At 61.3% G+C, this 15,941-nt stretch carries 14 protein-coding genes and 1 pseudogene; 12 read left to right on the top strand and 3 right to left on the bottom strand.

Features of this window, described 5'->3' with window-relative positions; translation table 11 throughout:
• Positions 1-55: 55 nt before the first annotated feature.
• Entirely contained in the window at positions 56-826 is a 771-nt protein-coding gene (locus tag RHEC894_RS12925; protein WP_010067573.1) for a siderophore-interacting protein, read from the bottom strand.
• Positions 827-1,106: 280 nt separating this feature from the next.
• Here RHEC894_RS12925 and RHEC894_RS12920 point away from each other — a divergent pair, with 280 nt between their 5' ends.
• Positions 1,107-1,724, top strand: coding sequence for a DUF1442 domain-containing protein (locus tag RHEC894_RS12920; RefSeq protein ID WP_085737559.1), 618 nt, complete (start codon positions 1,107-1,109; stop codon positions 1,722-1,724).
• 123 nt (positions 1,725-1,847) lie between these two features.
• Here RHEC894_RS12920 and RHEC894_RS12915 read toward each other — a convergent pair.
• Positions 1,848-2,608, bottom strand: a pseudogene (locus RHEC894_RS12915) (IS5 family transposase).
• A gap of 269 nt (positions 2,609-2,877) precedes the next feature.
• Here RHEC894_RS12915 and RHEC894_RS12910 point away from each other — a divergent pair.
• From RHEC894_RS12910 to RHEC894_RS12875, 7 genes are all read left to right on the top strand, one after another.
• The gene (locus RHEC894_RS12910; RefSeq protein WP_085737558.1) at positions 2,878-3,837 is read left to right on the top strand and encodes an acetylxylan esterase; all 960 of its coding nucleotides are present in this window, start codon (positions 2,878-2,880) and stop codon (positions 3,835-3,837) included.
• Positions 3,834-4,562: an alpha/beta hydrolase-fold protein gene (locus RHEC894_RS12905; protein WP_010069530.1), complete on the top strand. Its 729-nt coding sequence runs from the start codon at positions 3,834-3,836 to the stop codon at positions 4,560-4,562. Before RHEC894_RS12910 ends, RHEC894_RS12905 begins: the two co-directional genes overlap by 4 nt.
• Before the next feature lie 485 nt (positions 4,563-5,047).
• Positions 5,048-6,493 (top strand): MFS transporter, encoded by a 1,446-nt coding sequence (locus tag RHEC894_RS12895; RefSeq protein WP_085737557.1) that lies wholly within the window; start codon positions 5,048-5,050, stop codon positions 6,491-6,493.
• A gap of 278 nt (positions 6,494-6,771) precedes the next feature.
• Complete coding sequence (locus RHEC894_RS12890; protein ID WP_085737556.1) at positions 6,772-7,836, top strand: histidine kinase dimerization/phosphoacceptor domain -containing protein; 1,065 nt, start codon at positions 6,772-6,774, stop codon at positions 7,834-7,836.
• Positions 7,837-7,932: 96 nt separating this feature from the next.
• Positions 7,933-8,484 carry a DUF924 family protein gene (locus RHEC894_RS12885; protein WP_085737555.1) on the top strand — a complete coding sequence of 184 codons (552 nt, stop codon included), beginning with the start codon at positions 7,933-7,935 and terminating at the stop codon, positions 8,482-8,484.
• Between the two features lie 187 nt (positions 8,485-8,671).
• Positions 8,672-11,203 (top strand): mechanosensitive ion channel family protein, encoded by a 2,532-nt coding sequence (locus RHEC894_RS12880; RefSeq protein WP_085737554.1) that lies wholly within the window; start codon positions 8,672-8,674, stop codon positions 11,201-11,203.
• A gap of 112 nt (positions 11,204-11,315) precedes the next feature.
• Positions 11,316-11,582 (top strand): hypothetical protein, encoded by a 267-nt coding sequence (locus RHEC894_RS12875; protein WP_085737553.1) that lies wholly within the window; start codon positions 11,316-11,318, stop codon positions 11,580-11,582.
• Here the strand turns inward: RHEC894_RS12875 and arsC are convergent.
• Positions 11,575-12,009, bottom strand: coding sequence for an arsenate reductase (glutaredoxin) (gene arsC / locus RHEC894_RS12870; RefSeq protein ID WP_085737552.1), 435 nt, complete (start codon positions 12,007-12,009; stop codon positions 11,575-11,577). The two genes, RHEC894_RS12875 and arsC, sit on opposite strands and share 8 nt — an antisense overlap.
• A gap of 199 nt (positions 12,010-12,208) precedes the next feature.
• Between arsC and RHEC894_RS12865 the strand changes: the two genes are divergently transcribed.
• The 4 genes from RHEC894_RS12865 (at position 12,209) to RHEC894_RS12850 (ending at position 15,921) form a co-directional block, all read left to right on the top strand.
• Positions 12,209-12,712, top strand: coding sequence for a DinB family protein (locus tag RHEC894_RS12865; RefSeq protein ID WP_010067723.1), 504 nt, complete (start codon positions 12,209-12,211; stop codon positions 12,710-12,712).
• 19 nt (positions 12,713-12,731) lie between these two features.
• Entirely contained in the window at positions 12,732-13,373 is a 642-nt protein-coding gene (locus RHEC894_RS12860) for a TetR/AcrR family transcriptional regulator (protein ID WP_010067722.1), read from the top strand.
• A gap of 202 nt (positions 13,374-13,575) precedes the next feature.
• A complete protein-coding gene (locus RHEC894_RS12855; protein WP_085737551.1) occupies positions 13,576-14,406 on the top strand; it encodes a response regulator in 831 nt (276 codons plus the stop codon).
• A gap of 183 nt (positions 14,407-14,589) precedes the next feature.
• Positions 14,590-15,921, top strand: coding sequence for a diguanylate cyclase (locus tag RHEC894_RS12850; RefSeq protein ID WP_085737550.1), 1,332 nt, complete (start codon positions 14,590-14,592; stop codon positions 15,919-15,921).
• The last annotated feature ends 20 nt before the right edge of the window (positions 15,922-15,941 follow it).

The raw sequence follows: 15,941 nt of genomic DNA, 5'->3' as shown, positions 1-15,941 counted from the left end.
CGCGGGCGGCCGACGCCGTTTCGGTAGGCGGCGGCCGGTCTCGGCGTCAGGCGGCCTAACCGAATTTTTCCGTCGTATCTGCCTTGCCGAACACCCAATAGCCGGATGCCTTGATCCAGCTCAGCGGGTAGCCTCGTTCAAGGAGATAGGCGCGGATATCGCGTGTCACCGAGGCTTCCGCCGCGACCCAGACGAAGGTCTCCGGCTGGATATCGACCGTGCTCAGGAATTTCAGAAGTGCTGTGGCATCGGTTGCCTGCGATAGAGGCCGGTGCGCCCAGCGGATATCAAGCTCGGCACGAGTGCCGAAGCTTTGCTCTTCCAGCGGGCCGGTGACGACGGCGATGGCGGTGATGACGGTTCCGGCCGCACTCTCCTCGATCCGGCGGCCGATCGCCGACAGCGCCGTTTCGTCGCCGATCAGCAGCCAGCGTTTGACCGTCGCGGACACCACTGCGGAGCCCCTTGGTCCGCCGATTTCGAGCCTGTCGCCGGAGCGTGCTTCGATCGCCCATCGTGTCACCGGGCCTGCCTCGTGCAGGGCGAAGTCGATCGTCAATCTGCGCTCGGTATTGTCATAGCGGCGCGGGGTGTAGTCACGGCGTTCTTCGTTGCCATCGGCAGCACGGACGAAGATCTTGATGTGGTCGTCGGGCGCAAGGCTGGTGAAATCGGCGAGGTCGTCGCCTGTCAACGTGATGCGGCGCATGCCGGGGGTGATGTCGACGACGCTTTCGACCGTGAGCCTGCGCCGCCGGGTGTCGTGGCGAACCCGTTCGATGCCCGGGGCGGTTGAAGCGGGTTCTTTGAGTTGATTGTTATCCATGTGTCCTTCCGGGGCTTGGAAGCTCGATCCGCAGGACACAGTCGCGCAGATCGAAGCCGCAAAGCCGTTCGATCATACGCGTTGAGTGACGTTAACGCTTACGTGGCCGGGTGACCCGGCCATTGCGGTTTGATCTAGCCGAGGATGGCGGCATGCGCAACCGAAGGGGAGCGGGCAATGGCAATGATTGCCAAAGTTTAACTTTCCGGTGCTGTTTCGATCGGGCAATGATCGGCCGATCGACGGGCAGAATTTCGCGCGGGCGGGCATGGAGAAGATAATGGACGGCAGAATCCAGGACGTGCTCGACACCTATCACACGATGATCGCGACGGAGCGCACCAGCCCGCGCGAGCTGCCTCCCGGCGGCCGCGACGGCGGACAGGATCAGCGGCTGCGCGCGGTCGGGCCAGAGACGGGGCAGTTCATCAATATCCTTGCCAGAAGCCTGAAGGCACCGACCATTCTCGAACTCGGCACCTCCTTCGGTTATTCCGGGATCTGGCTGGCGGCAGCCGCGCGCGCCTCCGGCGGCCGGCTGATCACCATGGAAATGCATGATTACAAGTCGGCTTATGCGCGCGACATGGCCGTCAAGGCAGGTCTCGCCGATCATATTGAATTCAAGATCGGGGACGCCGTTCAGATGATCGGCGAGCTTTCGCAAGGCATCGATTTCGTACTCGTGGATCTCTGGAAGGATCTTTACGTTCCCTGCCTCGAGGCCTTCTATCCCAGGCTCAATCCGGGGGCGATCATCGTCGCCGACAATATGCTGCGTCCGGGAGGCGACGATGTGAGGCGCTACGGCGAGGCCGTCCGCGCCAAACCGGGTATATCGAGCGTGCTGCTGCCGGTCGGCAGCGGGCTTGAGGTCAGCCGTTTCGATCGAGGCTAACAGGATGATTTTAGGCCCGGTCGGCCTAAAATCTGAATCCTGTTCTAAATTAAAGAGTTAGGGCATGATGTCGTCCGAAAACCGCTCACACTTTCGGCATCATGCTCTAGGATCTGTGGACACTTATCTGAGCCATAAGATTGTTGCGGCCAGAGCGATCATGGCTTTGTAGTTTCGAACGGTTTTCTCATATCGCGTGGCGATGCGTCGAAACTGCTTGAGCTTCGAGAAGCAGCATTCGACGAGATAGCGCTGAGCATAGAGCTCCTTGTCGAGCGGATACTTCTTGGCACGCGAGGGGTTGTTCGGGATAACCGCTTGCGCGCCCTTGTCGGCAATGAGTTTGCGTAGCCGGTCGCTGTCATAGGCCGTATCGGCCATGACGACCTCGGCTGGCAGGTCTTCGATCAGGAGATCGGCTTGCGGTGCATCGCCTTTCTGACCGGCGGTCAGAATGAAACGAACGGGACATCCAAGGCCACGCACGGCCATATGGATTTTGGTGCTCAAGCCGCCGCGGGAACGACCAAGGGCCTAATCTTCAGCCCCTTTTTTGCGCCGGAGGCGTGCTGGTGGGCGCGAATAATAGTGCTGTCGACGATCAGATATTCGAAGTCGGTATCCTCCGACATCGCTTCGAAGACACGCCACCAGACACCCTTTTGGCTCCAGCGGCTGAAGCGGCGAAACACGCTGTTCCAATCACCGAACACCTCCGGCAGATCGCGCCAGGGCGAACCCGTCCGCACGATCCACAAGACCGCTTCCACAAACATGCGATTGTCACGTCCAGACGAACCGCGCGTGCGATCGTCGCCAATAATATGACGAGACATCCGCTCCCACTGGTCATCTCGAAGAATGAGACGATCTAAAACACCCATGACTGCCTCCAAAAGACAGTCTTGAATCTGATTTGCTCACCTTTGGGAATCCCAAGAGTCCACGGCCCCTAGCGATCGGCGGACCCGCGAGTGTGCGGAGCGTCAGCAAAGGGCTTGTTCTCGAGGGTGTGCTTCATCTCTACCCGCATCTCTTGAGGTTGGGGGGGGCGGCATCACGTCCTTCTGTTCTGCAAACGGTGACGGCAGGCTTTTGTCCGCGGTGCCGGCAGAGCCTTGCGCAGCCGGCCGTTTCACGGGACAAATCTCACATGAGTATTCCTACGACACATCCCTTTGACTTCGATCCGACCTACGGCATGCGGCTTGAAGAGCTTCTGGCGATCGAGCCGCCGGAGGAGCCCGACGGTTTCGACGCATTCTGGGAGGCGCGTTATCGCAAGGCGCTGACGGTCGATCCGCAGCCGGTGCTTTCCCGCAGCGAACTCACTCATCCCGACTGGCACGTGCTCGATCTCGTCTATTTCTCCACGGACGCGTTTCGAATCGGCGGCTGGCTGCTTCTGCCGCGCGCGCAGGAGGTGCGGCGCGGCCTCGTCGTCGGGCATGGCTACGGCGGGCGCGACCGCCCGGATTTCGACCTGCCGGTCAAGGAAACGGCGCTCATCTTTCCCTGCTGCCGCGGGCTGTCGCTGAGCAGCCATCCGCCGATTTCCGAAAATCCCTCCTGGCATGTGCTGTACGATATCGACAAGCCGGACGCTTATATTATCGGCGGCTGCGTCGAGGATATCTGGCTGGCCGTCTCGACTCTTGTCGCGCTCTATCCCTGGCTTTCAGGGCATATCGGCTATAGCGGCATCAGCTTTGGCGGCGGCGTCGGGGCAATGGCGATCGCCTATGACCAGCGTATCGACCGCGGGCATCTGGCGCTGCCGAGCTTCGGCCATCAGCCCCTGCGCCTCAAGCTGCCGAGTGTCGGCAGCGCTCAATCGGTGCAGGAATATCAGGCGGAACATGGAAATGTGCTGGAGACGCTGCACTTCTACGATGCGGCGACCGCTGCGCGTCGGATCACGGTGCCGATGCTGACGGCAGTTGCCCTTTTCGATCCTGCCGTTGCGCCGCCCTGTCAGTTCGCTGTCGCCAATTCGATACCGAAATATAATGAAATCTTCATCCTGGACGCCGGTCATTTCGATTACCTTGGAAACGCTGAGCAAGAGGCGGTTCTCCGCGACAAGATCGGACAGTTCTTCAGGGTGCCATGAACCGCGAATATCTCCGTTGGTACAGTCAGCGTCTGCATCGATACATGGAGATGCTGGTGTTCGGCCATGCCGGCGCCAAGGTGCTGGTTTTTCCGACGCGGGAGGGGCGCTTTTTTGAATATGAGCAGCTCGGCCTGGTCGAAAGCCTCACGGAAAAGCCGCAGGCCGGTCATCTCCAACTCTATTGCATTGAGGGTCTCGCGGCCGACAGCCTCTACGGTTTCCACCGTCATCCGGCCGAGCGCATCCGCCGGCATGCGGCGCTGGAGGATTACATCCTCAACGAGGTGCTGCCGCTGATGGCGGCGAAAAACCCGCATGACTGCACCATCGCGCATGGATGCAGTCTCGGCGCTTTCCAGGCAGCGAGCCTCGTCTTCCGCCATCCGCATCTGTTCCGCAAGCTCGTCGCCTTTTCCGGCCGCTACGACCTGACGATGAAAGTGGAATCCTTCGGCGACCTGTTCGACGGCTATTACGACGACAGCGTCTATTTCCACACGCCGACGCATTTCCTGCCGGGCCTCGGCTCGGACTGGCGGCTCGACAGGCTGCGCGAGATCGACATCGTGCTCACCATCGGCGACGCCGATCCCTTCCTCGACAATAATCGCTATCTCAGCCGTCTGCTCGGCGAAAAGAATATTCGCCACCAGCTGCATGTTTGGGATGGACGCGCCCACCGTGCCGGCGCCTGGCGCAAGATGGCGCCGCTTTATATCTGATTCTTATGAGCCCGTCGGTTTTTCGCGCTGCCGCTCTGCCGGTCTCGAATGCATCAGACCCCGGCCTCCCACGGGTTGATGACGGGTACGCCAGCGGCTTCAAAAGGGCCAGTGTCGCGGGCGGCCAGAGTGGTGTCGATCTTTGATGAATCGCAAATTTTCATTCGGGAGCGTACCGATCCGGCGAAATATGGCCTCGCTGCGGGATGGGGCACGGGCTATGGACCTCAACGCCGTTCCTGTTTTCCCGGAGCGGTGCAAACTTGGCCTCGCTCCGGCGGGGCTTTTTCTTTAGGGCGTTGCGCCGCACCCGTGCGCATCCGGGAATATTCTCGCACAGTGCGAGATTTAGCCTTTCCGGCCTGATGCAACGGGCGTATTCAGCCAGGCGCGGCTTTTCAAATCCGCGTCCCTCACGCGGCAGATCTCCGATCGGCTTCCTCCCCGCTTGCCCGCCGCCATCCGGAATTTTCATTGGCAGACCCATGACCACGGCAGAGACGAGCGAAAACGGGCAAAAGGCGGCAGGCGGCCGCCAGGCGAAAATCGTGGCGCTGGTCGTCGCAGTCTCCTTCTTCATGCAGATCCTCGACGGCACGATCGTCGCCACCTCGCTGCCGCAGATGGCGACGAGCTTCGGCGTTCAGCCGGTGTCGATGAGCATCGGCATCACCGTCTACATGCTGACGATGGCCGCCTTCATTCCCCTTTCGGGCTGGCTCGGCGACCGTTTTGGCGCACGCCGTATCTTTCTGATGTCGATCGCCGTCTTCACCGGCGCCTCGCTGTTCTGCGGTCTGTCAGGCAGCCTCACGGAATTCGTGCTGTGGCGCGCGCTGCAGGGGGCGGGCAGCGCGCTGATGACGCCGGTCGGGCGCATTATCGTGCTGAAGAACGCCCGCAAGTCCGAACTCGTCCAGGCGATCGCGCTGATCACCTGGCCGGCGCTGACGGCGCCGGTGATCGGCCCGGTGCTCGGTGGCTTCATCACCACCTATGCCAGCTGGCATTGGAACTTCCTCATCAATATTCCGATCGGCATTCTCGGCATGGGGCTGGTGCTGCGCTTCGTGCCGGAACAGCGGGAGACCGATCCCGGCCGGCTGGACTTCGCAGGCTTCGTCCTCAGTGCTGCCGGGCTGACCCTCCTGCTTGCCGCCCTGGAGCTTTCGGTCAAATGGGACGGCGGTCTCTTGCCTGTTATATCGATGCTGACAGCCGGCATCGTGCTGTCGGTCATGGCGACGCGGCATTTCCTCGCCGTCGACAATCCGCTGCTCGACCTTTCGGCCTTCCGCGTTCAGACCTTCTCGATGTCGACGCTGTCGGCGGGCACGGCCTGCAGGGTGGCGATCAATGCGACCCCGTTCCTGCTGCCACTGTTGTTCCAGCTCGGCTTCGGGCTGAGTTCGATTGCCGCCGGCGCCTATCTGCTCGTCTATTTCCTCGGCAATCTCGGCATGAAGACGGTGACGACGCCGCTCCTGCGGTTCTTCGGCTTCCGCACGGTGCTGGTGCTCAACGGGCTGATCGCGGCATTTTCGATCGTCGCTTGCGGTTTTCTCTCGCCTGCTACACCGCAGTTTTTAATCCATGCGCTGCTTTTTCTTGCCGGTCTGTCGCGGTCGATGGAATTTACCGCGCTGAATACGCTTGCCTTTGCCGATATCGGCCCGGCGCAGCGCAGCTCGGCCTCGACACTGTCGAGCATGCTGCAGCAGGTGTCGATGCTGCTCGGCGTCGCGGTGGCTGCGGCTGTGCTCAACATCTCCTCGGCTTTCAGGGGCGTCGGCAATCTCGTCCTTGCCGACTTTCGCTGGGCTTTCGTCGTGGTCGGCGCAATCGGCGTCGCCTCGTCGCTGCGCTTCCTGCAATTGCCGGCAGGGGCGGGGGCGGAAGTATCAGGCCACACGAAATTCCAGAAAAATTAAACTGCCGACGGAACCAATCGGGCGGCTCGGCGTTCAAGCCTGTCATTTCAGTTTTTCGTTTTCCAACCCCCTTCAGACGGCTTCCGTGGGAAACCCTCCGAGGCCTGGACAAGTTCTGAAAATGCCGGCTTTCCCACGACCTCCCTTCCGCCCGCCCGCGACGAGAGCGAGGGACCGCGGCTGTTTACCTCAGACGGCCAATGCAATACGACATTGCCATGCGGACGACTCGGACGCTTGCGGGCGGTCGTCGCTCAGAGAGAATGCCGGGAGACGGAATGAGCAATTCTAACGTCGATGCGGACGGCCTGATCCACATCCTCTATATCGACGACGACGAGAGGCTGGCCCTCCTGATGGAGAAGAATCTCGGACGGCGCGGCTTTTCGGTCGAGTGGGCGCGGAATGGCGCCGCCGGCCTTGCGCGGCTCGGCGAGGGCGGGGTCGACGCCGTCGTGCTCGATCATCTCCTGGCCGATGAGACCGGCCTCGACATTCTGCCCTGCATCACGGCGACGCCGGACCATCCGCCAGTCATCTACGCCACTGGTTCGGATGATACCGGCATTGCGGTGGCGGCGCTGAAAGCCGGCGCCGATGACTACATGCTCAAGGGGATTTCTGCCGATTATTTCGACCTGCTCGCCGCCGCCCTCGAACAGGCGCTGGAGCGGGCGCGGTTCCGCCGCGAGACGGCGCAGGCGCAGGAGGTGATCCGCCAGCAGCGCGACCTTGCCGAGATGCTGCTTGCCGAAGTCAATCACCGCATCGCCAATAGCCTCGGCCTCGTCGGCGCGCTGATCCGCATGCAATCCTCGATGACCAAGGACCAAGTGGCGATCGATGCGCTGCACGAGACGCAGATGCGCATCAACGCCATCGCCAGCGTGCATCGCCGGCTCTATACCAACCGGCAGGTCGGCTCGGTGCAGGTCGACGAATATCTGAACAGCCTGCTCACCGAACTCGAAGCCTCGATGCGCGACGACAAGCGGCCGCACCGCATCGTGTTGACCGCCGAGCCGGTCAATCTGGCGACCGACAAGGTAATTACCCTCGGCCTGATCGTCAGCGAACTCGTCACCAACGCCTTCAAATATGCCTATCCGGACAGCGTGCCGGGCGAAATCCGGGTTTTCGTGGATCAGAAAGACGAGGCCTTGAGGGTGGTCGTCGAGGACGACGGCGCCGGCTTCGACCCGTCGAATCCAGCGAGGGGAACCGGCCTCGGCACGCGCATCCTGACGGCCATGACGGCGAGCTTGAAATCGGATTTCGCTTATGACCCCGGGCATGATGGAACGAAGGCGACGCTGGTGTTTTCGTTGCAAGAGGGGAAGTAGGGAGAAGAGAGGGTGCTGCGCGGCACGCCGTTATCTCTTTCCTTATAATAACTTACCAGAATGACATCATCAAGGCTAACGCGAGGGAAGGGAAGCATGACGACGATCCGGACACCTCGCGAAGTCTATGATTTCTGGTTCGTCCGATGCGGCCGGGAGCTGTGGTTCCGTCCGCCGCCGGAGCTCGATATCGAGATCCGCGAAGGCTTCCGCGATACGCATCTGGCGCTTGCCGCCGGCGTCGGCGATGAATGGCGGGCCGATCCCATATGCCGGCTGGCGGCTGTCATCGTGCTCGACCAGTTTCCGCGCAACATCTATCGCGGAACGGCGCTTGCTGTTGCGACCGACGGGCTGGCGCTTCGGGAAGCCAAGCTTGCGCTCGCATCGGGCGCGGACCAGGCGGTGGAGACCGCCTGCCGCACCTTCTTCTATTTGCCGTTCGAACATGCGGAGGATCTCGGTGAGCAGGAACGCTCGGTGGAATTGTTCACTGTGCTGGGCGACGAGGAATACCTCGACTATGCGATCCGCCACCGCGACGTGATCGCCACCTATGGGCGCTTTCCGCACCGCAACGCCATGCTCGGGCGGGAGTCGACGGCTGGGGAGCGCGACTATCTCTCCAGGCCCGGCGCCGGTTTCTGAGTTTTCATGATTGTCGCTGCAGAGCGCAGCGGTTTCAAGAGGGCGACAAGGACGAGACGAAGGCCCAGCGGCATCCTATGAAACAAGTTCGAGGCAAGGCGCTTTCGGCACCTTCCGCCTTTCTGTCGCCTTTCTTTGCTATGAAAAGCAGGCATTCTGTCCCGACGACAACTTTCCGGAGGCACTTTTGCGGCTGAGGTCCATCCTGCTTCGCACCATTCTTCTCGTGACGCTGACGCTCGCCGGCGCGCATTTCGAGAGTGCCGCGGCCATCGCGCAGGAACAGCAGACGCAGGCGGCCGCGCAGCCGGCTGTCGATACGCCGTTCGACCAGGCGGCGAAGGAGATCGAGAAGGCGAAGACCCAGCTCGCCGCATTTCAGGACAGCGTCAAGCAGAATGCCGACAACGACGATGCGCTGGTGGGGCTGGCGACCAAGGCCGATGAACTCAGCCGCGCGGTCATCACCATATCGGTCAATCTCCGGCCGCGTTTCGACCAGATCAAGAACCGGCTTGCCGAGATCGGCGATCCGCCGAAGGATGGGCAGCCGCCCGAGGCCGAAATCGTCACCCAGGAGCGCAACGCGCTGGCCGCCGAGCGCGCGCAGATCAACGCCGTGACGGGTGATGCCGAAAACCTGTCGATCGCGGTGACGAAGCTCCTCAACGAGATCATCGAGATGCGGCGGCAGCTTTTTGCCGCAACACTTTTCAAGCGTACCGAAATATCCGTCTCCGTTCTCGACGACGCGGCCAGCGCCTTCGTGCGGGAGACCGGTGAATTCGCGCAGGCGCTGTCGAGCTGGGCTAGCTTCGTCTGGAAGTTCAAGCGTTTCCCGCTGTTTGCCGCGATCTTCCTGTCGCTTGCCTCGGCACTGATCCTGCTCTCCGGCAGCTACAGGCTGTTCGGCTCGTATCTGCGCCGCGACGAGGCGGTCGAGAACCCGTCCTATATCGGCCGGCTGTCGATTGCCTTCTGGTCGACGCTGATCCGCACGCTGGCGCTCTCGGTGCTGCTCGTTACATCCTTCTTCTTCCTCAACAGTTTCAACGTGCTGAGACCCGACATCGCACCCGTCATCGGCGCGCTGTTCGGCACGATCGGGCTCGTCTATTTCGTCGGCCGCTTCGTCAACGCAATTTTCGCGCCGCATGAGCCGCACTGGCGGCTGGTGCGGCTTTCCAATCTCGGCGCACGCTCCATCGGCTATTGCCTGCTGGCGATGGCCGTCATCAACGGGCTCGACTATCTCTTCAGCAGCATTGGCGAGGCGATGGGCTCGCCGCTGGTGCTGACCGTTGTGAGAAGCCTGATCGCCGCGCTCATCATCGGCCTGATCCTGATCGCGGTCTCCTTCGGTAAGCCGATGCTGGCAAGAAGCGGCGATCCGGATGCGCCGGGCCGGCATTGGCCGCGCGGCATGGCAATCATCCTGCGCGTCGTCGGCGCTGCCCTGATCGTTTCAGCGCTCGCGGGGTATGTGGGGCTGGCGCGTTTCGTCGCCACGCAGCTCATCATCACCGGCGCGGTGGTTGCAACGATGTATGTCGGCCTGCTCTCGGGCAAGGCGATATCGCGGCAGGAAAGCTTCGGCGATACCTTCTTCGCGCGGTTCCTGACGCGCCGCTTCAATCTCGGGCCGGTGGCGATCGACCAGGTCGGCCTGCTCGTCGGCCTTGCCATCTATGCGGTGGCGCTGCTCGTCGGCGTGCCGCTGATCCTCCTGCTCTGGGGCTTCCATGTGCAGGACCTGCAGCTGATCGCCTTCCGGCTGTTCACCGAGGTCAAGCTCGGCGGTATCAGCATCTCGCTGCTCGGCATCTGCACCGGCATCCTGCTGTTTGCCGGCGTCTACCTGCTGACGCGGTGGCTGCAGCGCTGGCTCGACGGCAACGTTATGGCGCGAAGCCATGTCGATCTCGGCGTGCGCAATTCGGTCAAGACGGGCATCGGTTATCTCGGCGTCGGCGTGGCGGCGATCATCGGCGTTTCTTCCGCCGGAATCGATCTGTCGAGCTTCGCGCTCGTCGCCTCGGCGCTCTCGGTCGGCATCGGTTTCGGCCTGCAGAACATTGTCTCCAACTTCGTCTCCGGCCTGATCCTGCTCGTCGAGCGGCCGTTCAAGGTCGGCGATCATGTCGTCTCGGGCACGGCCGAAGGCATCGTCAAGCGCATCTCGGTGCGCGCCACCGAGATCGAGACCTTCCGCAAGCAATCGATCATCGTGCCGAATTCGGAGCTGATCAACGGTCTCGTCGGCAACTGGACGCATCGCAACAGGATCGGCCGTTCGGAAATCCCGGTTTCCGTCAGCTACGACGCCGATCCGCAGAAGGTGATGGATATCCTGCTGGAACTGACGGCGAGGATTCCGCTCGTCATGCGCAATCCGGAGCCGCATGTCGAATTCCTGCGTTTCGGCCCCTATTCGCTGGATTTCGAGCTGCGCTTCTTCCTCGCCGACATGGGCGACGGCATGACGGTGCGCAACAATCTCCGGATCGAAATCCTCAAGCGCTTCAGGGCGGAGGGCATCGAGATCCCGCTGCCGCAGAGCGATCTCACCATTCATCGCGACGCTGCGCCTGTCCTTCCCACTGCCGTCAAAGAGCAGACGGGCGGCCAGGAAACTCCGCGGGATAAGCCGATGGAGGAAGAGGAGCGGCCGGTGCGGCAGCTGCGCGGGCGGACGGCGGATGGCAGCCTGAAGAGCTGAACGGCTCATTCAGCCATCATTCACAGATCTCTGTGCATCATCTCCACCATCGGGATTGCTGCCGAGGGCAGCACCGATCGTTCGAGGGGAGGGCGCGTCTGCGCCGCCGCACATGATGGCAAGGTTTGCCGCCGTTCTGCTTGTCCCGCTGCTTGCCGCGCCGGCGGCCCATGCGGCATCCGTCACCAATACCGATCCCGCCGCCGTGGTGCTCGTCATTACCGAGAGCGGCCAGCGCGTCGAGGTCGTAGTCGATGCCGGCGCCTCGGAAAGCCTTTGCGCCTCCGGCTGCTTCATGACGACGCCCGACGGCGACCGCATCGGGCTCGACGGCGGTGAGACGATCGACATCGTCAAGGGTTCGGCCGTCGTCAAGTAGACGACCAGACGATCCGCTTGCCCTCGGCGTCGAGCACCTTCTCGCCGTCTTCCTTGGTGAAGGCGCCCTTGTGCGTCTCCGGCAGGATTTCCAGAACCAGCTCGGAGGGCCGTGACAGGCGCGTGCCGAGCGGCGTCACGACGAATGGCCGATTGATCAGGATCGGATGCGCAAGCATGGCGTCGAGCAGTTGGTCATCGGTCAGGTCGGGATTGCCGAGGCCGAGTTCAGCATAGGGCGTATCCTTCTCGCGGAGGGCCTGGCGTATAGTCAAGCCGGCATCGGAGATCATTCCGATCAGCTCCGCCCGTGAAGGCGGAGTCTTCGCATATTCGATGATCGTGGGTTCGATGCCCGTATTGCGGATCATCGCGAGCGTGTTGCGCGACGTGCCGCAAGCGGGATGATGGTAGATCCTGACGTCCATGCTTTGCCTTCGGTAATTGCTTGCCTCAGCCGATTACCGCAGCTGCGTGGGCGAGAAAAGCCCGGAAGCCAGATTGACGACCTCGGAGATCACCGGCAGCCCCGGTTGGAATTGGCATTGACTGACCGACGGTCAGTCATTTATGCAAAGGCTGTCGGTCCGATCCCGGCGCCACCCATTTCACTGTCCGGAGATCGTCATGAGCGCGCAGACCTTGTTGAACCAGCTGTTCCAATACAAAGCCAGCATCGACGACGAACTTCTCGATGCGCTGAACGGGCTTGGCGAAGGGGCGCCGACCGAGGCGTTTTCCTCGGCCCTTCGCGTGCTCAACCATGCCCACCTCGTCGACCGCATCTTCGCCGCCAATCTTCAGCGGCAGGGACACTCCTACGCAGCGAGCTGGAGCCGCGAGGCGCCGCCCCTGGCGCAACTGGCCTCCGATATCCGTGAGACGGACCGTTGGTATATGGATTACACCGCACGCGTAACGCCCGAGGAATTGGAGGAGGTCGTCGATTTCACCTTTACCGACGGCGGGCGCGGGCGCATGTCGCGTGAGGAAATGCTCGCCCATGTGGCGACGCATGCCGGTTATCATCGTGGTGAGGTCGGTCGCCTTCTGCCTGATATCGAGAGCACCGCTATGCGCGACGTGTTTGCGGGCTATCTCCACAGGACAGACCGCGCGCGACGCCAGTAAGGATGGATCGGTTTCGCTGATGATGGCCAATTCCGTTTCAAAGCCGAGAACCAAGCCTGCCGAGGAGCGGCGTGACGAGCTCATGGTCTCTGCCGAACGGCTGTTTCTTGAAAAGGGCGTGGAGCAGACCACCATCGAAGAGATCACATCAGGGGCGGGGGTCGCCAAGGGCACCTTCTATCTGCACTTTTCCTCGAAGGCCGACGTGCTGGAAGCGTCGCGCGCCCGTTTCATGCAGGGCGTCCTTGACGGTATCGTTGCGGCTGTCGAAGGACGCGGGCAGGAAGACTGGCGCGGCAGGCTGGCGGCCTGGTCGAGGGCGTGCGCTGCCGGTTATCTCGATGCGGCCGGGCTGCATCATCTCGCCTTCGTGGCAGCGCCGCCTGCAACACGAGAGGGGCTTTCCCGGAACATCCTAATCGACCATCTGACCGAACTCATCAGTGCCGGCACAGGCGCGAATGCCTGGGAGGTCGACGATCCCGGCTTTACGGCGGTTTTTCTGTTCAACGCCCTGCACGGCGTGGTCCATCAGCCCGGCATCGCCGAGGCATCGTTCGATCGCGCCGAATTGCTGCGCGCGATCGAGGCGCATTTCCTGCGCTCGCTGGGTTTGCCTTCCAGTGGGCTAAGCCGTGCCTTCTCTGCGACCTCGTCCTGAGGCGCGCCGCAGGGAGAAGGACGAGGACAGCCACCGGCATCTCTTGCTTCACGTCTTATTTCTTAATCATATCTGCAAAGAAACCGGAGGCGACCCATCAGGCCGCTTCTTCGTTTCATTCCGGCCGCGCCGATTAATAATTACTCAAATCAATTGATGTACCAATTTGACCCGGGGACAGATTTTACATCAAAGGTTTGCTATGGCGTTTCTAGGTATTTCGGGGATGCAATATTCCGGGGAAATGTTTGCCGGCGCGCGCATTATTGTCGCGGAAGATTCCAATGTTTTCACCTCGATGATCAGCAAACGCCTGAAGGAGCTTTTCGACATTGACGTCGAGATCTGCCGCACCTTCGAGGACCTGCAGTTTTCCTACGACAAGTCTTCCGATCCGATCACGCTGGCGATTTCGAACATCAACCTGCCCGGCGCCGAAAACGGCGAAGCGCTGGAGTATCTGGTCGATCTCTCCATCCCGACCATCGTCTTTACTGGCACCTTCCATGAGGGGATGCGCGACAAGCTGATGGCTAAGGACATCGTCGATTATATTCTCAAGGACAATATCTTCGCTGTCGACCTTCTGGCGGAATCGATCTGCCGGTTCCTGACCAATCACCGCCACCACGTGCTGATCGTCGATGATAGTGCGACGGCGCGCGCGCTGCTGTCGAGCCGGCTGAAACGCTATAATTTCCGTGTCAGCACCGCCGAGAACGGCGCCAAGGCGCTGGAGATCCTGAAGGCCAACCGCGATATCGGCCTGATGATCACCGACTACAATATGCCAGATATCGACGGCTTCGAGCTGACAAGGCGAATCCGCTCCAATATCGGTTCGCACGAATTGCGCATCATCGGCGTTTCCTCTTCTTCCAACCGGCTGCTTTCGGCGCGGTTCCTGAAGGCCGGCGGCAATGATTTCATGCTGCGTCCCTTCATCGACGAGGAGTTTTACTGCCGCGTCAACCAGAACCTCGATACGCTCTTGCAAATCCAGTCGATGCGCAAGGAGCGGGCGGTTGCCTGACGATCCTTCCAGTATCGGGATCGCCAGGGCGGCGATAACGGTCGCAGATCGTTGTCGGATTTCTGCAATTAAAAGTAATGCCGACATTTGCCCCCTTCACGCGCGCATGCCTCTCGGTTATCGTTCGCCGCGCCGGGGGGAGGGCCGAGTCGAGGCCACCGGACGCATGGGAGAATAGCGGCTGTGGCTTTTCAAGCGGATTTTCAGCGAGATGGCATTGGGCTGCGTTCCGGCGGGCTCAAAATACTTCTGGTTGAAGATTCCCGCATGTTTTCCGCCGTGCTCTGCCATCGGTTCCAGACAGAGCTCGGGCTTGCGGTCAAATCCTGCTCATCGCTGAAGGCTCTTCGCGAGGAACTGGCCGAGGATGGTCACGGCTATACGATGGCCGTCGTCGATCTCAACCTGCCGGATTCGCCTTATGGCGAAGCGCTCGACTGCACGATCGAGCACGATATCCCGGCGATCGTCTTCACCGCGACATTCGATCTCAATACGCGCAACAGGATCATGGAGCGCAATGTCATCGATTACGTGCTGAAGGACAATGAATTTGCGCTCGACAATCTGGTCGCTACAGTTCGCCGCGCGATTTCCAACCGCAAGACGCGCGTGCTCGTGGTCGATGATGTCGTCTCGGTCCGGCAGGTGCTCGTCGATCTGCTGAAGGCGCAGCAATATCTCGTCATCGAGGCAAATTCCGGGCTTGAGGCGCTGGCAGCACTCGAAGCCTACAGCGATATCGAACTCGTCGTCACCGACCACCATATGCCGGATATGAGCGGCTACGAGTTGACGCGGCGCATCCGCCATCGTTTCGGTTCGGACAGGCTGCGCGTCATCGGCGTTTCCTCCTCCAGCGACCGCATGCTCTCTGCGAGCTTCCTCAAGGCCGGCGCCAGCGATTTCATCTACCGGCCCTTCGTTGCCGAGGAGCTGCAATGTCGCATCGCCAACAATGCTGAAACGCTGGCGCAGATGCGTCAGCTGAGGGCGGCGGCGGCCTGCGACTATCTCACAGGTCTCTATAACCGCCGCTATTTCTACGACAACGGCCCGAAGCTGGTGAACGAGTGCCTGCGGCTGAAAGTGCCGAGTTCCGTCGCCATTCTCGATATCGATCATTTCAAGCGGCTGAACGACACCTACGGCCATGAGATCGGCGACAAGGTGCTGAAGGCTGTTGCAAACAGGCTGTTCACGATCTTCGACGGCAGCGACAATCTTCTCTCGCGCCTCGGCGGCGAAGAATTCGCCATCCTCTTCCCGCAGATGGATTCGGCTGCGGCGACCAAACTCTGCGACGAGATCCGCTCTGACATTTCACGGCTGAAGGTCACCGCCGACGACGAGGACCTCGGCGTGACGATTTCGATCGGCATCGCCGAGATCGAGGGTTACGAAACCTTCGAAAACTACCTCAACGCCGCCGACCAGTTCCTCTACATGGCCAAACACAGGGGCCGCAATCAGGTCTATTCAGACGCCAGGATGACGGAAGAGGCGGCGCAGTAGAGCCGTTCGGGCGAGCCGCC

The organism is Rhizobium sp. CIAT894, from assembly GCF_000172795.2.
In the GTDB taxonomy this organism is placed as follows: Bacteria; Pseudomonadota; Alphaproteobacteria; order Rhizobiales; family Rhizobiaceae; genus Rhizobium.
This window is presented reverse-complemented; position numbering and strand designations above follow the sequence as displayed.

Excerpts from the sequence above, each read along its gene's own strand:
- RHEC894_RS12925 (WP_010067573.1), bottom strand. The coding sequence starts at position 826 with ATGGATAACAATCAACTCAAAGAACCCGCTTCAACCGCCCCGGGCATC.
- RHEC894_RS12920 (WP_085737559.1), top strand. The coding sequence starts at position 1,107 with ATGGACGGCAGAATCCAGGACGTGCTCGACACCTATCACACGATGATC.
- RHEC894_RS12910 (WP_085737558.1), top strand. The coding sequence starts at position 2,878 with ATGAGTATTCCTACGACACATCCCTTTGACTTCGATCCGACCTACGGC.
- RHEC894_RS12905 (WP_010069530.1), top strand. The coding sequence starts at position 3,834 with ATGAACCGCGAATATCTCCGTTGGTACAGTCAGCGTCTGCATCGATAC.
- RHEC894_RS12895 (WP_085737557.1), top strand. The coding sequence starts at position 5,048 with ATGACCACGGCAGAGACGAGCGAAAACGGGCAAAAGGCGGCAGGCGGC.
- RHEC894_RS12890 (WP_085737556.1), top strand. The coding sequence starts at position 6,772 with ATGAGCAATTCTAACGTCGATGCGGACGGCCTGATCCACATCCTCTAT.
- RHEC894_RS12885 (WP_085737555.1), top strand. The coding sequence starts at position 7,933 with ATGACGACGATCCGGACACCTCGCGAAGTCTATGATTTCTGGTTCGTC.
- RHEC894_RS12875 (WP_085737553.1), top strand. The coding sequence starts at position 11,316 with ATGATGGCAAGGTTTGCCGCCGTTCTGCTTGTCCCGCTGCTTGCCGCG.
- arsC (WP_085737552.1), bottom strand. The coding sequence starts at position 12,009 with ATGGACGTCAGGATCTACCATCATCCCGCTTGCGGCACGTCGCGCAAC.
- RHEC894_RS12865 (WP_010067723.1), top strand. The coding sequence starts at position 12,209 with ATGAGCGCGCAGACCTTGTTGAACCAGCTGTTCCAATACAAAGCCAGC.
- RHEC894_RS12860 (WP_010067722.1), top strand. The coding sequence starts at position 12,732 with ATGATGGCCAATTCCGTTTCAAAGCCGAGAACCAAGCCTGCCGAGGAG.
- RHEC894_RS12855 (WP_085737551.1), top strand. The coding sequence starts at position 13,576 with ATGGCGTTTCTAGGTATTTCGGGGATGCAATATTCCGGGGAAATGTTT.